Source organism: Aquipluma nitroreducens (assembly GCF_009689585.1).
Lineage (GTDB): Bacteria > Bacteroidota > Bacteroidia > Bacteroidales > Prolixibacteraceae > Aquipluma > Aquipluma nitroreducens.
The window spans coordinates 928404-945546 of sequence record NZ_AP018694.1; the positions used below are offsets into that span (position 1 = coordinate 928404).

Annotated in this window: 15 protein-coding genes; all 15 read left to right on the forward strand. The window is 41.3% G+C overall.

Annotation, left to right across the window (positions count from 1 at the left end):
* Positions 1-7: 7 nt before the first annotated feature.
* On the forward strand, positions 8-1492 hold the full coding sequence (locus AQPE_RS03850; RefSeq protein ID WP_318349729.1) for a RagB/SusD family nutrient uptake outer membrane protein: 1485 nt from the start codon (positions 8-10) through the stop codon (positions 1490-1492).
* A gap of 228 nt (positions 1493-1720) precedes the next feature.
* Positions 1721-2458 (forward strand): 3-keto-disaccharide hydrolase, encoded by a 738-nt coding sequence (locus AQPE_RS03855; RefSeq protein WP_318349730.1) that lies wholly within the window; start codon positions 1721-1723, stop codon positions 2456-2458.
* A gap of 398 nt (positions 2459-2856) precedes the next feature.
* Positions 2857-3393 (forward strand): DUF2975 domain-containing protein, encoded by a 537-nt coding sequence (locus AQPE_RS03860; protein ID WP_318349731.1) that lies wholly within the window; start codon positions 2857-2859, stop codon positions 3391-3393.
* Between the two features lie 3 nt (positions 3394-3396).
* Positions 3397-3627, forward strand: a complete 231-nt coding sequence (locus AQPE_RS03865) for a helix-turn-helix domain-containing protein (RefSeq protein ID WP_318349732.1) — start codon at positions 3397-3399, stop codon at positions 3625-3627.
* Positions 3628-3854: 227 nt separating this feature from the next.
* A complete protein-coding gene (locus AQPE_RS03870; RefSeq protein ID WP_318349733.1) occupies positions 3855-4274 on the forward strand; it encodes a GNAT family N-acetyltransferase in 420 nt (139 codons plus the stop codon).
* A gap of 296 nt (positions 4275-4570) precedes the next feature.
* On the forward strand, positions 4571-5191 hold the full coding sequence (locus AQPE_RS03875; protein ID WP_318349734.1) for an HAD family hydrolase: 621 nt from the start codon (positions 4571-4573) through the stop codon (positions 5189-5191).
* A 64-nt stretch (positions 5192-5255) separates the two neighbouring features.
* A complete protein-coding gene (locus AQPE_RS03880) occupies positions 5256-6251 on the forward strand; it encodes an alpha/beta fold hydrolase (protein ID WP_318349735.1) in 996 nt (331 codons plus the stop codon).
* Positions 6252-6261: 10 nt separating this feature from the next.
* Complete coding sequence (locus tag AQPE_RS03885; protein ID WP_318349736.1) at positions 6262-7017, forward strand: DUF5995 family protein; 756 nt, start codon at positions 6262-6264, stop codon at positions 7015-7017.
* Positions 7018-7563, forward strand: coding sequence for an NADPH-dependent FMN reductase (locus AQPE_RS03890; RefSeq protein WP_318349737.1), 546 nt, complete (start codon positions 7018-7020; stop codon positions 7561-7563).
* Between the two features lie 718 nt (positions 7564-8281).
* Positions 8282-11530 (forward strand): SusC/RagA family TonB-linked outer membrane protein, encoded by a 3249-nt coding sequence (locus AQPE_RS03895; protein ID WP_318349738.1) that lies wholly within the window; start codon positions 8282-8284, stop codon positions 11528-11530.
* Between the two features lie 18 nt (positions 11531-11548).
* Positions 11549-12964 carry a SusD/RagB family nutrient-binding outer membrane lipoprotein gene (locus AQPE_RS03900; RefSeq protein ID WP_318349739.1) on the forward strand — a complete coding sequence of 472 codons (1416 nt, stop codon included), beginning with the start codon at positions 11549-11551 and terminating at the stop codon, positions 12962-12964.
* Between the two features lie 679 nt (positions 12965-13643).
* The gene (locus tag AQPE_RS03905) at positions 13644-15170 is read left to right on the forward strand and encodes a glycosyltransferase family 39 protein (RefSeq protein ID WP_318349740.1); all 1527 of its coding nucleotides are present in this window, start codon (positions 13644-13646) and stop codon (positions 15168-15170) included.
* Positions 15171-15218: 48 nt separating this feature from the next.
* On the forward strand, positions 15219-15506 hold the full coding sequence (locus tag AQPE_RS03910; RefSeq protein WP_318349741.1) for a hypothetical protein: 288 nt from the start codon (positions 15219-15221) through the stop codon (positions 15504-15506).
* Positions 15507-15667: 161 nt separating this feature from the next.
* The gene (locus AQPE_RS03915; RefSeq protein ID WP_318349742.1) at positions 15668-16456 is read left to right on the forward strand and encodes an alpha/beta fold hydrolase; all 789 of its coding nucleotides are present in this window, start codon (positions 15668-15670) and stop codon (positions 16454-16456) included.
* Between the two features lie 169 nt (positions 16457-16625).
* A complete protein-coding gene (locus AQPE_RS03920; protein WP_318349743.1) occupies positions 16626-17138 on the forward strand; it encodes an RNA polymerase sigma factor in 513 nt (170 codons plus the stop codon).
* Positions 17139-17143: the final 5 nt, after the last annotated feature.

The following is a 17143-nucleotide window of genomic DNA, read 5'->3' on the forward strand; positions in this document are numbered from 1 at the left end:
ACATAAAATGAAAACATACAACTCAATATTTTTTATACTGACCTTCGCAACCGGAATATTTCTTTCCGGATGTAAAAATGAATTTCTTGAATTAGCTCCTCAATCTCAACTCAGCGTCGAATCCTATTACAAAACTGCTGAGCAAATAGAGTTTGCTGTTAATGGAGCATATTCAACACTCCAATCTAACAATATGTATCAGAACTGGTATGTACTTTCTGAAATACCTTCAGATAATACAACCAATAATCTTTCCGGATCGGTTACTGATCAGGACGAATTTGACAAGTTTTACATACGTACGACCAACCCATTTACGGCAAATTTCTGGAATGAGAGCTACAAAGGCATTAACAAATGCAACATGGTTCTCTCTAAAATCGACGGTGTGACGATGGATGCCAGCCGAAAAGATCAACTAACGAAAGAAGTAAAGTTTCTTCGTGGGTTAATGTACTTCAATCTGGTAAGAATATTTGGCGGAGTTCCTTTGGTGACATCAACCGTTCAAATCACAGATGCATATACAATTGCCCGAAGCACTCAAGACGAAACATACGCCCAGATTATTAAAGACCTGACTGACGCCGAAACATTGCCCGCTTCTTATACCGGAAATGATGTAGGCCGCGCCACCAGCGGTACCGTAAAAGCTCTTCTTGGAACGGTTTACATGACAATGAAAGATTATGCAAAAGGAGAAACAAAACTGGCTGAAGTTGTATCATCCGGGAAATATTCATTGTTGGAAAACACCGCCGGAAGCCTCAACATTACAGGTTACGAAAAGGTATTCGATCCAACGAACCATAACAATAAAGAATCAATATTTGATGTGCAATTTAAGAAAGGTGGTTTTGGTGAAGGAAGCGGTTTCGCCAATAATTTCGCGCCTGAAAATTCAGGAACATCAGTAGTTGCCGTTGGAAGTACTGGTGGAAATAACATCCCTACTGAAGACATGAATAATGCCTATGAAGCAGGTGATTTACGAAAAGACTATTCTATGGCTTCATCGTACATCGATAATAAAACAGGAAAAACCATATCCATCAGACACGTAAAAAAATACAGGGATGTGCCTTATCAGAGCGGTGATGCAAACATTGATTACCCTGTAATTCGCTATGCCGATGTATTGTTAATGTATGCCGAAGCTTTAAATGAAAACGGTAAAACTGCTGAAGCATGCACCATGCTAAATAAAGTCCGGCGCAGGGGATTTGGTTATCAGTCAACAGAAACATCACCTGTTGATATCAGCACAGCAGACAAGGTCGTGTTTCGCGATAAAGTATTTCAGGAACGTAGAGTTGAGCTCGCATTCGAAGGTCAGCGCTGGTTCGACTTAATCCGCACAGGTCGCGCTGTAGAGGTAATGAAATCCAAAGGTTTTAAAATAAACGAGACTCAGTTGATTTGCCCAATTCCACAAAAACAGATTGACATTAATCCTGAAGTAATGATACAAAACACCTATCGTATCGACTAAATTATTGGATATCGATTCTGACAAATAATTTCAACAAAGGAGAGGTAGTTAAATCTACTTCTCCTTTGCTATTTTTAAATAAGGAGTTCTGCTTAACTAATTTCACTTTTCTTAACAAGCAATTGAAGCGATTTACTAGGATTGCCATTGCAAATCCTTATTTTTGCCATATAATTCTAAACACTAAATCAACTTGGCTCACTTGTGGGTCATTCAAAAATTCAAATCATGAAGAGAAACATTTTTATGACTTTATCATTAGCCATTGCGCTTTTGATAGCACTTCCCGGATTATCACAAACAGTGAACAGTCTTTCGAAAAAAGAACAAAAAGAAGGCTGGAAGCTATTGTTTAACGGTAAAAATTTCGATGGATGGCGGCAATGTAACGGAACCGCAATGCCTGCGAACTGGGTGCTTGAAGAAGATGCCATGAAAGTATTTACCGGCGTTGGTAAAAAACCCGGACAAGGCGCTGATGGCGATGTGCTTTATTCGGTTAAAAAATTTAAAAACTTCGAACTTTCGATCGACTGGAAAGCCAGCAAAATGGCCAATTCAGGAATTTTTTACAATGTGCGCGAAGTTCCGGGCAAGCCTATTTATTATGCGGCTCCTGAAATTCAGGTACTCGATAATGTGGATGCTACCGACAACAAAATCGACAGCCACCTGGCAGGCTCGTTGTACGACATACTTCCTGCCGATGCAAAAACAGTTCATCCGGCTGGCGAGTGGAACACCATCGTAATCAAGGTGAAAGACGGCCAGGTTACACACACGCAAAACGGCGTTAAAGTAGTTTCATATACCTTGTGGACTCCGGAATGGGATGCCATGGTTGCCAAAAGTAAATTTAAAGACTTTCCGGGCTGGACTGAAGGAATTTCGAAAGACGGCTATATCGGTCTTCAGGATCACGGCTACCCTGTTTGGTTCCGAAACATTAAGATCCGCGAACTTTAATACCCGACTCAGCAAGTTTAACATGCTGAGTTGCCATTAAAAATTCTATAGAAGGGAATTATCCGAAAGGGTAGTTCCCTTTTTGCTTGGGTTATATCGGAAGAAAGTGATTCTAAGAAAAACTTCATCAAACGAAGAAATTCTTAGAATAGAGGAAGCAATTTTAAATGACAGGAGAAAGAAAACCACTAGAATTCGTATTGGACTTAAAAACATGTTGGACACTTAAAATCACCCAAGTTTATAGGAATATTGGTTTTTATGACAATATAAAATCGTTGAAAATATTTTTTTGCTCCATCCTTAATACGATAAATAATTTTTGAATATGAATGCATATTTATTGTTATTCAATAATTATTTATTATTTTTGCGTCATAACTTTAACTTTAAACACCATGTCAAAAACAAACAACTTCGTATTTTGGAGCTTATATATTGTGGCTTGGGTCATTTTTGTTGGCTTGAGCATTGAAGCCGGAGGTTTAGTCGTAAATTTCTTTTTCAGTCTGTATAAGCCTGAATTTGTCCAAAATCTTTACCAAAAGTTGGACTTAACTGAAATGTATAAAGCCAGTAGATTAGCTTTTTTCGGCATTTATAGCTTTATTCTAATCGTTTCAATTTTAAAAGCTTGTTTATTCTACATCGTTATCAGACTAATGCACAAAATGGATTTATTAAAACCGTTCAGCACTTTTGTTGCCAAACAATTTTCACAAATTAGTTATTATACCCTTTCAATTGGACTGTTAAGTTACATTGCCAGAGAGTTAGCCAAAAATTTAACGCATTACGGTTTTGTTACCGACAACTTGAACCAATTTTGGGCAGACAGTCAAGCATTTATTTTAATGGGAGCTGTAATCTATATTATTGCGACTATTTTTAAAAAAGGAGTAGATATTCAAAACGAAAACGATTTAACTGTATAAGCTATGCCAATTGTAGTAAACTTAGATGTAATGATGGCAAAGCGAAAGATGTCATTGAATGAGCTATCCGAAAAAGTTGAATTAACTTTGTCTAATCTTTCGATTTTAAAAACAGGAAAAGCAAAAGCAATCAGGTTTAGCACCCTGGAGTCTATTTGTAATGCATTAGACTGTCAGCCGGGCGATATCTTGGAATACGCTAATGACGATAATACAAAAACAACGAACCGCTAACAGCCAAACACCCATAAGTCAGGTTTCAGTGCTTCCAGGACTGAAAAGTTGCAAGTCTGGAATACCATTGGAAGCTTAACACTCAATGAATTTAGCATACTATCGGGCAAGATACCTGTTATGAGGAATTATTTCTCACTCAACAGAATGACTATTCAGGCGAGTTCCCTGCCCACCCAAAGGCTTGTCAGTCGGGCATATGGCAAACAAAAACAAATTTTAAACAGATGAAAATTGAAATAATTGAATTATCCCATCGAATGAACCTTCTACTCGATGGGATAACATACTTTTGGAATTGTTGGGGTAACGATTCGAACTATAAATTTTACAAAAACTGTATCGAAAACTCGTTGAACGACAAGAATTCTTTGCCTAAATTCTATCTTGCATTGCTGGAAAACGAAATTGTAGGTTCTTATGCATTGCTAACTAACGACATAATTAGTCGGCAAGACTTAATGCCATGGTTTGCCTGTTTATTTGTGAACGAAGAACAACGAAACAAAGGTATTGCGGAACAACTGCTTCAACACGGACTTACAGAAGCATACAAAAAGGATTTGAAAAGCTTTATTTGTCAACACATCTCAATACCTTTTACGAAAACAAGGGATGGAAACACATTGCAAATGGTTACCATGTAGACGACAGTGAAATAAAGATTTATGAAAAGCCTACAACTAATTTAAGTATTCAATAAAGGGTAAATTTTCAATTTCGCCGGAAGAAATGACAAAACCTACACGTATTTAGCGACTCCAGCAGATTTGGATAAAACCACAGGAAAATATTTTGATGAGATGAATCAGACTGTTAATTCTTCGGTGTACAGCAAAGACAAAAAACATTGAAGATTTAATGAATCTGACTTTGAAATATACTGAATAAAAGACCGTTACCAATTAAAGACTATTGGGTTTAAAATAATCAGACATTCGAGATGAGAAAGAAAGCAATCATATTAGATTTAGACAATACCATTTATCCGGTAAGTTCCATTGGAGACCGGCTTTTCAAATCGTTGTTTTCGCTTATTCTCGAAAGCGGCGAATACACAGGCGACTTCGGGCAAATCAGGTTCGAAATCATGAGAAGGCCATTTCAGTATATTGCCGACGAATTCTCGTTTAGCGAAAGCCTGAAAGCTAATTGTTTTAAGCTGCTGGCGAATCTAACCTACGACGAAAAAATGCAGCCTTTTGAAGGCTACCAAACGCTGTTGACACTTCCATGCCGAAGGTTTCTGGTAACCACCGGCTACACTAAAATGCAGCACAGCAAAATTCGTCAGCTCGGCATTGCAAACGACTTTGAAGCAATATTTGTGATCGATCCCGACCAGTCGAACTTAACCAAACGCGACCTCTTTGAGAAAATACTGGCCGACTACAACCTCAGTATCGATGATGTGCTGGTTGTTGGCGATGATCTCAACTCAGAGATTCTCCATGCCAAAGCGCTGGGAATAGAAACTGTACTGTATGATTACCTGTCTCAATATCAGGAATCTGAATACCAGAATGTAATTCGAAACCACAAAGATTTACATCTTTACCTCTAAAGTATTCCTGAATCGTTTCAACCTTTCAGCTAGTCGTGCGTTTCTGAACCATAAAGTAAAACGCATGAAAACGAAACTATTACTTATTCTGCTGGTTGGAACACTGCTGGGGCAGGCACAAAACAGCAAACTCCAAAATCTGGACATCAATCTAAGCACAGTAAAATACCCGTTTGATGAACATTTCCTGAATTTACATAATCAGAATCAGGATCTGAAAATGGCTTACATGGATATTCAGCCTGAAAAGCCAAATCAGAAAAGTATTGTTTTACTGCATGGTAAAAACTTCAATGGAGCCTATTGGCAAACCACAATCAGCGAATTAGTGAGAAATGGATTCAGGGTGATTGTGCCCGATCAGATTGGCTTCGGGAAATCGTCGAAACCACAACATTTCCAATATAGTTTTCAGCAGTTGGCGCTCAACACCAAAACATTGCTCGACAGTCTGCACATCGATAAAACCGCAGTGCTTGGGCATTCGATGGGCGGCATGTTGGCTACGCGATTTGCCCTGATGTTTCCCGAAATCACCGAAAAACTCATCCTCGAAAACCCCATTGGCCTGGAAGATTACAAGCAGTTGACGCCTTATAAACCAGTTGACTTTTGGTACAAAAATGAACTGGCCCAGAACTACGAAAAGATCAAACAGTATCAGCTTGTTTTTTATTACGACAACCACTGGAAACCGGAATACGAACAATGGGTGAATCTGCTGGCCGGATGGACACTCAACAAGGATTACCCGCTGATTGCCTGGAATGCCGCGCTTACTTACGATATGATTTTTACCCAACCCGTCGTTCAGGAATTTTCATTGCTGAAATGCCCTACCCTGCTCATCATTGGCACACGCGACCGGACAGCCCTCGGGAAAGCGCTTGCCAGTCCCGAAGTTCAAAAAACAATGGGACTTTACAACGAACTCGGAAAAAAGACACAGCAGAAAATACCCAACTCAAAACTGATTGAACTGGATAATGTAGGCCATCTGCCGCACATCGAAGCCTTCGAACGGTTTATCTGTCCGTTACTTAAGTTTATGAACGAATAGATAAACCAACATGCTTCCGGAACAAATTACGACAATCGACGAAGTTATTGCGACTTTGGAAATCATCATTTCAGAATCAGAAAAAGACAACGATACATCAGGCTATTTTGCTGCCTTATATCAGAAAGTGACCATCAAAGTAAAAGAAGGAATTGCTTCGGGTTCTTTTGAAGACGGCGTGCGCATGGAGCAATTGGACGTGATGTTTGCAAAAAGGTACATCGATGCTTATTTTTCATTCAAAAAAGGCGAACCCATTACACTTTCGTGGCAAAAGGCGTTCAACTTTTCGAGCCATTACCGGCCTATCGTTTTACAACATCTGCTACTGGGAATGAATGCCCACATTAACCTCGATCTGGGCGTTGCAGCTAATGAGATTTCGAAAGGCAAAAACATAGCCGATCTGGAAAATGATTTCAACCAGATCAATGAGATTTTGTCATCACTGGTTCAAAATGTTGAAGAAGGTTTATCTAAAGTTTGGCCAACCTTGAAGCTCATTTTAAAACTGGCAGGCAAAGTCGACGATTTTATGGTTGATTTTAGTATGAAGCTGGCTCGCAATGGCGCGTGGAAATTTGCCAATCAACTTTCAGCTTCTCCCGTCGATCAAATCCTTTCACTGATTGAAATCAGGGACAAAAAAGTAGCTGCCAAAGCAAGCATCGTTACCAATCCTGGAACGATTGCCACAATTATCCTGTTTATCATCCGGGTGATGGAACGTGGCTCGGTTGCCAGCAAAATAAGGAAGCTAAACTAAATGACAGAAAAGAAGAAAATATTAGCAATAATAGGAAGTGCAAGTCAAAATTCGGCAAACCAGAAACTTGTTGACAATTTGATTTCCCTGACAAAAAACGAGCTTGTTTTCACGATTTATGACGAATTAAAAACTCTTCCTCATTTTGACCCGGAACTTTCTATAGGCAATCCACCCAAATCGATCATAGAACTTAGAGATAAAATAGATAAAGCCGACGGAATTTTAATCTGCACGCCTGAATATGTTTTTAGCATTCCGAGTGGATTGAAAAATGCCATCGAATGGTGTATTTCGACAACCGTTTTTTCGGATAAACCCAGCGGACTTATTACTGCTTCAGCAAGCGGACTGAAAGGGCACGAAGAATTACAATTGATAATGAAAACTGCAATGGCGCAGTTTACCGACGAAACAACGTTACTCATTCAAGGCGTGAAAGGGAAAATTAATAACCAAGGGCAAATCATCGACTCCAAAACAACCGATAATTTGAAGAAGTTCGCAAATGCCTTTATCGCTTTGGTAAAAAATACCCACCAATAAAAGCAACTAATCCGGATTAAACCCGACCATCCGGGAAATGAAGGATAAATAAAATGAATAACTTTTACTTAACCTAAAGAGTCTGGTAGACGACCGGCCTCGTCCAGTGAGCCGAAAAACAAGTGAAGATGGCGTTAAAAAATCTTTTCTGTTTGACCCCGAGAATTCGGGGGAGTTTAAAAGATTTTAGCCATCGAACGCATGTTTTTCGTGCGAAGTGGACGTAGCCTTGACCTTTTTTGATTCCTTTTTTGTGTCAAGACAAAAAAGGAATTGGGGTTTGGGGCAAAGCCCCACAAAGCTTATTCATTTAGGCACACTTTCGGATACTCACATAAATTAAACTTCTTTTAAGCAAAACTTCTCAAGCGATTACTGTTTGCTGGCAAAATCAATAGATTTACTTTACCACCACCTCAGAAACAACACTGTCATACAAAAAACTTATACGACATCTTATATATTCGTTAATTTTTAGGGGGTCAATCGTATCTTTTCCACAAAAATTAACTATTGTAATAAATTTCACATTATCTTTCAATTGATTATAATTTGATTTTTAATTGCCAGATGCCTGCCTGGCGGCAGACAGGAAACTCACCATTACAAACATTCCCCTATGCGTGAGGTTATTTCTCCTGGCTCGTTTCATTTTACAAACACGTTTAATCCGATTCACGATAATTCAATATTATATCATATCCCAAAAATCATCACTATGAAGAAAAACCTTTACCTTTTTTTAATCATGCTCTTTGTTTCGCTGAGTGCAGCAGCTCAGCGGCAAACAGTCACTGGTGTTGTGCGTGACAAAGCGAGCAATGACGTGATTCCCGGAGCCAGCGTGCTCGAAAAGGGAACTGCTAATGGTACAACTACAGGAGCAACTGGCGAATTTACCATAACTGTCAGCCAGAGTGCCACTTTGAAAATTTCGTTTGTTGGTATGGATGCGCTGGAAGTTCCAGTTGGTAATCAAACTCATATCGAAGTACTTCTCGAAGAATCAACCGAGATGCTGAGCGATGTCGTAGTTACCGCTCTGGGCATTAAACGCGACAAAAAAGCCTTGGGCTATGCCGTTCAGGACATGAAGGGTGATGAAATTCGCGAATCGAACAACAGCAACATCGTAACCGCATTAACAGGTAAAGTTGCCGGAGCGCAAATCATTACTTCATCGGGTCAGGTTGGAGCTTCTGCAACAATCAAAATCAGGGGTAACAAATCGCTCGATGGTATGAGCCAGCCTTTGTTTGTAGTCGACGGAATTCCAATCATGAACAATACCAGCGATGCTCGAAACTCCATCAGAACTGACTTCGGTAACAGCGCCATGGACATTGACCCGAATACCATCGAGAGCATCAGTATTCTGAAAGGCCCAAGTGCCAGCGCCCTTTATGGTAGCCGCGCTGCCGACGGTGTGATTTTAATCACCACCAAAAAAGGAAATCTCGCCAGAAAAGGCTTTTCGGTTGACGTTTCTTCTTCGTTGTCAGTCGACCGCGTTGGCGAACTACCTAATTACCAAAATATGTACGGACAAGGATATAACGGTGATGAGTATAACTGGAAAACCAATTATTCGCAATATGCCACTTATCAGGCTTTCCACGATGCCCGCGAATTTAAATGGGCAACCGATGGTACCGGTCGCCGGATGGATTACGACGAGAGCTGGGGTACACGTCTTGACGTTGGATTGCTGGTTGACCAGATGCAGGGCAAGCAATTGCCTTGGGTTTCGAACCCCGACAACGTGCGCAACTTTTACGAAACTGGTATTACCACAAATAACAACATCGATCTGAACATGAATAACGATCGTGTTACTGCACGCTTTTCGGTTGGTTACAACAGCCAAAAGGGAACAATGCCCAATACCGATCAGGCCAGATTAAATCTGGGTTTAAATTCAGGATTTAAGGTTACCGATAAATTTAAGATCGATGTCAGCCTGAATTACATTGATTTAAGTAACAACAATTTGCCACAAACAGGCAATAGCATGCGTAACCCATTGGTCGAATTCAACAGTTGGTTTGGACGTCAGGTTGACATGGGCTACCTGAAAGCTCATTATAATGATATCGTTGATTACAATGGCACCCCAATGGCATTTAACTGGATGATGGATTACCCAACACAGCATCAAAATCCATATTGGATTGCCTACAACAACACCATGTCGCGCGACAGGCTTCGTACCATGGGAAATGTTAGCGCTACTTATTCGATTGCAAAAGGGATCGACCTGATGGGACGTATCGGAACCGACTATTATACCGAAAAACGATTCTACAAATTTCCACAATATTCGCGCGACTGGGATACCGACCTAACCAAATCGGCCGTTAACGGTACATTCTGGAAGCAATATCAAATGCTTAACGAAACCAATGCCGACCTGATCCTGACCATCAAAAGGAACATCACTCCGGCAATCAGTTCGTTTATAACTGTCGGTAGCAACTACCGCTCGTCGTACGATCAGTATTCGACTGTTTCGGGAACAAACCTGGTGATCCCGAACTTCTTCTCGACATCGAATATCGAAGGCACACCAAGCGTTTCGTTTACTGAATACAAAAAGAAAACGAACAGCGTATTTGCATCAGCAAACTTTGGGTACAAGAGCTATTTGTTTCTCGACCTGACTTACCGAACCGACTGGAGTTCAAGTCTTCCAAAAACGAACTGGCAGTATAACTACCCTTCGGCAAACCTTGGATTTGTATTTACCGAAGCCTTAAAAGACCTGATTAACTTCGAATCAAGCATAATTTCTTTTGGAAAACTTAGGGCAGGATATGCCATTGTTGGTAGCGACACCAGTCCTTACCAATTAAACCCAACGTTTAACACCGGAGGCACTCCTTTTAATGGAGTTACTTTATACACCCAATCGTTAAGCTTACCAACCGCCAACCTGAAACCACAAAAAACCAGAAGTTTCGAAACCGGTTTGGAAATGAAATTGCTGAATAACCGTATCGGGTTCGATGTTGCCTACTACACTTCGCGCACATTCAACCAAATTTTAGGAGTTGGCGTATCGGCTGCATCGGGTTATTCAACCTGGTATAAGAATGCCGGCGAAATCGAAAACAAAGGTATTGAGGTACAGCTATCGCTTGTTCCGGTTAAATACAAAGATTTTGAATGGAGTATCGACATGACCTGGTCGAAGAACAAAAATACAGTAGTAAAGCTTGAAGATGGCATCAACCAACTTCAGATTAACACATTGTATTACAACTCGAACCTGATGGCTTTCCCCGGAAAAGCATGGGGAACTATATACGGAACGGATTACCAGAAGAACGAAAAAGGCCAGACTTTAATTGGAGCCAATGGGTTACCAATTACAACAACCTCATCGGTCGATCTTGGAAATGTGAACCCCGATTGGGTTGGCGGGTTGAGAAACACCTTCAGGTATAAGAAACTAAGCATGAGCATATTGATCGATGGCCGTCAAGGTGGCGATGTGGTAAGTATGACCAAAGCTGTTGGCCAATATGGTGGTATTTTGCAGAACACTGTTGAAGGTGGAATCCGCGAAAACGGGATGATTGTTGACGGCGTTTATAATTCAGGAGTTAAAATAAACAATGTTGATGTAAGTGGACAAGCCAATGCTACCCGAATTTCAGCGCGTTCTTATTTCAAAGCCACACGTCCGTGGGGATCGTTGGCTGTTGTTGACGGAAGTTTCATCAAGTTGCGCGAGGTAAACATGAATTACACCGTCAATGCTGCTGCTCTCCAAAAAGTAGGCATCAGCAGACTGACACTCGGCTTATTTGGAAACAACCTGGCGCTTTTGTACAAAGACAAATCGAACGACGTGAACATCGATCCTGAAGTTTCGAGCGGTGGATCTATATCCGGAGTTGGCCTCGAAGCCTACCAGTTGCCTGTTGCCAGAACAATTGGGTTAAAAGTTAACGTTAGTTTCTAATTCTAAAGAAAGATACACATGAAAAAAATTATCATACTCCTCGGAATAGTAACTCTGGCGTTCTATTCGTGCACCAACGATTTTGAGGAAACAAACATCAGTCCTAATAGTCCGACCGTAGCACCGGCTACCAATGTTTTTGGATATTCCATACAGAGTATCGCGCAGCGTTTTGGTTCTGCCGAACTGTTCTATCCGGGCGCATTTGTTGGCTACACCGCCAAAGGAACCTACAACCTGGTTAACCGTTATGCCGAAGTTGCGCCAACCTCGCACTGGACAAACCTCTACACGTTAGCCATCGGCAACCTGAATTCAGTAATTAAAAAAGCCGAAGCCGACGGTAACAACAACCTGAAAGCCGCAGCGATGGTCATGCGGGCCTACGCATTCCAAATGCTGGTCGATGCATATGGACCAGTGCCTTATTCCGAATCAGGAAAGTTAACCGATGGGATAACTTACCCGAAATACGATACTGAAAAAGAAATTTACACCCAATTAATTTCAAGCCTGAAGGAAGCGAACGGCCTGTTTAATACTTCGGCAACCCAGAAAATTGGTGTTGGCGACTTACTCTACTCCGGAAACATTACCAAATGGAAGAAATTCTGTAACTCGATGCGTTTGCGTCTGGCTATCCGTATTTCGAACGTTGACCCGACAACTGCTTCGACGAACATTGCTGAAATACTGAACGATGCAACCACTTATCCGGTATTTACAAGTAATGCCGACAATGCCATACTGAAATTCCCTGGTGGCGACTGGCTCGAACCTTGGGCAAGTGCTTACAAATCGGTTCCTGATGTTAAAATTGCCAAGCCAATTGTTTCAACCATGTTGGATTTTGCCGATCCTCGTTTGCCATTTTATGCCCAGATCAATGCCGCAGGTAAATATGTTGGCCTCGAAGTTGGAGCCGATGCCAATGGAACCAACGAATCGAAAGTGAGTGTAGCTTTTATGCAAACCGATGCCGGAACTGTTTTCTTCCAACGCTATTCCGAAGTTGAATTCATCAGGGCTGAAGCTGCCAAACGCGGATTTATTTCCACTTCAGCAAAAACGGCTTACGAAAACGGGATCAAAGCATCGTTCGATGAATTCGCCATCCCAGCAGCAGAATACGCAACTTATATCGCTGCACCTGGCACTGCCTGGGCCGACGATGTAAAACAGATCTATACCCAGAAATGGATTGCCATGTTCCGTCAATGCTGGGAAGCCTGGGCCGAAATGCGCCGGACTGACGTGCCTCAGCTTGCACCAGCAGTAAACGCCGCCTATGCCGGACACACCCGCACTCCATTCCGCCTTTCGTACCCGATTGAGGAACGAAACCTTAACCCCAATGTCCCAACTTCGGTTACTGAAAAAGATATGTTCTGGGGATATAAAATCTGGTGGGATACTCGTACCGGAATTCAATAGCAAGGATTTAATCTCACCGAAGAAAGAGGGTAGTTGGCCGATTGATTGCCGACTATCCTCTTTTTCGTCTTTTTACGAACTCACCGAAAAACAATGATATTTGGTTTTTCACGGATCAGATGACATGCTTTTGGGAAACGGATTCAAAATAAAACAGAAAATTCACTAACTAAAAAATCCATCTGTGTTTTCCAAATCCCAGATGGGATAGCCATTTTGAACGCGAATTCCATTCCGTCCGAGATGTGATTTCTGCCTTTAAAACAATCAGTCGCGGACGGTTTCCCTTCGTTCCTTCATACCCGGGGCATCACTCCTTCGTCGTTTTCCCCGGGCTAACAATATTTCGCCCATACTGGGCTGAAACCCAATCTGAGTTGTAAAGAATTCCGGGCATCAGTTTTTAAATCACAATTCTTCAAATTTCACAAAACTTTGATCGGTGCGAGCGCGAGAGCCGTCAAAACGCCCGGCTGAGGGTTCGTTTTGACAAGATTTTTGCTTACTTTTCATCGAATGGAAATGTAAGAGCCAGTCCGGCTTAAGGACAAAAGAATCTGAAAAGGAGTACATTTTTTCTTTTCACTCAACAATATGAAGTGATCCATTTTCACGCTTACGGATGATTTTAATTACATTTACTACTCAGAAATTGAAAAACTGATTGATCCTAAAACACATGAAAACCAAACACGTCGTCCTCTCTGGGCTAATCCTGCTCAAATTTATTCTACAATATACGTTAATCGATCCGGTGTACGAACTGCACCGCGACGAATTTCTGCATTTGGATCAGGCACAGCATTTGGCCTGGGGATATACCTCGGTACCTCCATTTACATCCTGGATTTCGTGGATCATCCTGCAACTAGGCAATGGCGTGTTTTGGGTTAAATTTTTCCCGGCATTGTTTGGCGCTATCACTTTGCTGGTTGTTTGGAAAACCATCGAAGAACTGAAAGGCGGCTGGTTTGCACTTCTGTTGGGCGCGATTTCGGTTATATTCTCCGCACTGATTCGCATCAACATGCTTTATCAGCCCAACTCGCCCGATATTCTGGCATGGACATTACTTTTCTTTACTATCCTTAAATTTATCAACTCCCAAAACAGCAAATGGCTTTGGTACGCAGGCATTACCTTTGCTTTTGGCTTCCTGAACAAATACAATATCGTCTTTCTTTTAATCGGCCTTTTGCCCGCCATACTAATCACCGAACACCGTACAATTTTCAGGAACAAACATTTTTATTACGCCATAATACTTGCTGCTTTGTTGATAATGCCCAATCTGATTTGGCAATACATGAACGGATTCCCGGTTTTTAAACACCTCGACGAACTTGCCCGAACTCAACTGGTTAATGTCAACCGATTCGATTTTGTGAAAGAACAATTGTTGTTTTTCATGGGATCGTTGTTTGTAATTTTGGCTGCTTTTGTGGCTTTCTTCATTTACAAACCTTTTCGGAAATATCGCATTTTTGGCTGGTCGTTCCTGTTCATCATCAGCCTGTTTGTTTACCTGAAAGCAAAAGGTTATTATGCCATCGGCCTCTACCCTATTTTTCTGGCATTTGGCGCTGTCTATCTGGAGCAATTGCTATCTGGGAAACGAATAAAATATGTACGACCGGTAATCCTTGCGCTTCCGATATTGATGTTCTTTCCGCTGTTGCAAATTGCATTTCCAAATCGTACACCGCAGGAAATCAGGCAACATCCTGAGAAGTACAAGGACTTTGGTCTGTTACGCTGGGAAGATGGTAAAGACCACGATTTGCCCCAGGATTTTGCCGACATGCAGGGCTGGAAGGAACTCGCGCAAAAGGTTGACCTTGCAATGGCTTCCATTCCGGATAAAGAACACACGCTCGTGCTTTGCGACAATTACGGGCAGGCCGGAGCCATCAATTATTATTCGGCCATCAAAAACATCAGCGCTGTTTCAATGAATGCCGATTACATCAACTGGTTGAGACTCGATCAGGAAATCAGGAATGTGATATTGGTTCAGGAGGCCAGCGACGACGATCCGGAACGCAATAAAGAAAAGCCTATGTTCGAAACAGTTGAACGCGTTGGTGAAATAACAAACGAATTTGCGCGCGAAAAAGGCACGGCCATTTATGTCTTAAAAAATGCAAAAACCGACATTAATGAAATACTCCGGAAAGAAATTGCTGAACGAAAAAGCCGGAAATAATTCGACAAATAGTAACTTTCAGCAATAAAAAACTCTAAAAGCAAACGAATGAAGATTCTCGCCATCGAAAAAGAACTGTCGGGCGTCCAGGATTTGGATTACAAACCTTGGTTGGAAGCCGAAGCCCGCAAAGCATGGGAATTGCAACAGGAAGGACTAATTCGCGAAATGTATTTCACTGATGAGCATTGCGCTGTATTAATACTGGAAGCCCAAGACAAAGCCCATGCCCGCGAAATTGTTGATCAATTGCCCCTGGTTCAGCAAAAATTAATTGATTTTGATTTGATGGCTTTATCTGCATATTCCGGATTTGCACGTTTGTTCAAACAATAAAAAGAGTCATTCGTCATTTGGGAAGTGCGTTTCAACTCTATCCAAATGTCTATTTAGCCCTTATTTAAATTGAAATGAAACGAACATGTTGCTGCGAACACAAACTAATTTCCGGCAACAAGTGAGTTCCATCAGACAATTAAAAAACGAATTATTTACTGATGAAAAAGATACTTTGCTTTCTGACCGTATTGCTGACTTGCATGCTGAATGTTTCGGCACAAACTGATACAATATCCTACGGAAAGAACGCCTCAGCCGGTCATTACGCTCAAATAAACGGGATTCAATTGTATTACGAAACCTACGGGAGTGGCGAGCCTTTGATCATGCTTCACGGAAATGGAGGTTCAATCGACGCATTTCGCTATCAGATTCCGTTCTTCGCGAAATATTACCAGGTTATTGCCATCGATAGCCGGCTGCAAGGAAAATCCGGGGGTTCGCCCGATACGATTTCCTATGAACAGATGGCTTCCGACTTCTGCACTTTGCTGGATTATTTGCATATCAAATCGGCCAATGTTTTAGGCTGGAGCGATGGAGGAATCGATGGAATCATCATGGCGATGAAATGTCCGGAGAAAGTAAAAAAGCTGGCGATTTCGGGCGCCAATACGGTTCCCGACTCAACGGCAGTCACAAACGCTGATATTCAAGGCATGAAAAATTTCGTGGCCAATCCGGGGAAAGCCTCCAAAACAGATGTTGCTTTAACTCAAATGATGATTGACCAGCCCAATATCTCGTATGCCGACTTAGGCAAAATTAGTTGTCCGGTGTTGGTTATGGCCGGCGATCGCGACATGATTAAAGCCGAACACACTCTGAAAATTTACCAGTCTATTCCGGGAGCTTCTTTATGTATTTTTCCTGACTCAAACCACGGCGTTTGCCAGCAACATCCCGATTTATTTAACGCGACAGTGCTTACATTCTTATCTAAATAGCTGATTATAAAACACAATCATTCAATTCAAAAAACATCATTCCTCATCTGAAACTTCAAATTCGAAATATTTTCAGACTGAATTGTGATTTTTCGTTGCCTGGTGCGAATAATAAAGCATCAAAGCAGTTCAGCAATTTATACAGATTGAATCAGTAATTGAAAAATGAATGAGTACAACAGAAAAAACAGATCGGTTCCTTTCCGTCGTTGAAATCAATAAGGGAATCATTTACAAGATAACCAACAGTTATTGTAAAGATACCGAAGACCGGAAAGACCTGATTCAGGAAATAATTTCCCAATTGTGGAAATCGTTCGACAGCTACAACGATCAATACAAATATTCAACCTGGATTTACCGAATCGCCCTGAATGTGGCCATTTCATTTTACCGGAAAGAGAACCGGCGAAAGACAATTTCAAGCCCACTATCCGAAGGTGTCTTTAGTTATGTCGATCACCACGAGAACTCTGAATCCGAATCGAATCTTGGGTTTCTTCAACAACTCATTTCGGAGCTAAAAGACCTCGACAAAGCCCTTTTGCTCTTGTATCTTGAAGAGAAAAGCCATCGGGAAATTGCCGAAATCATTGGCATTTCAGAAACCAACGTAGCCACAAAAATTGGCCGGATAAAAGTCCTTTTGAAACAGAAATTTTCAACTCTGGAAAAACAATAGATATG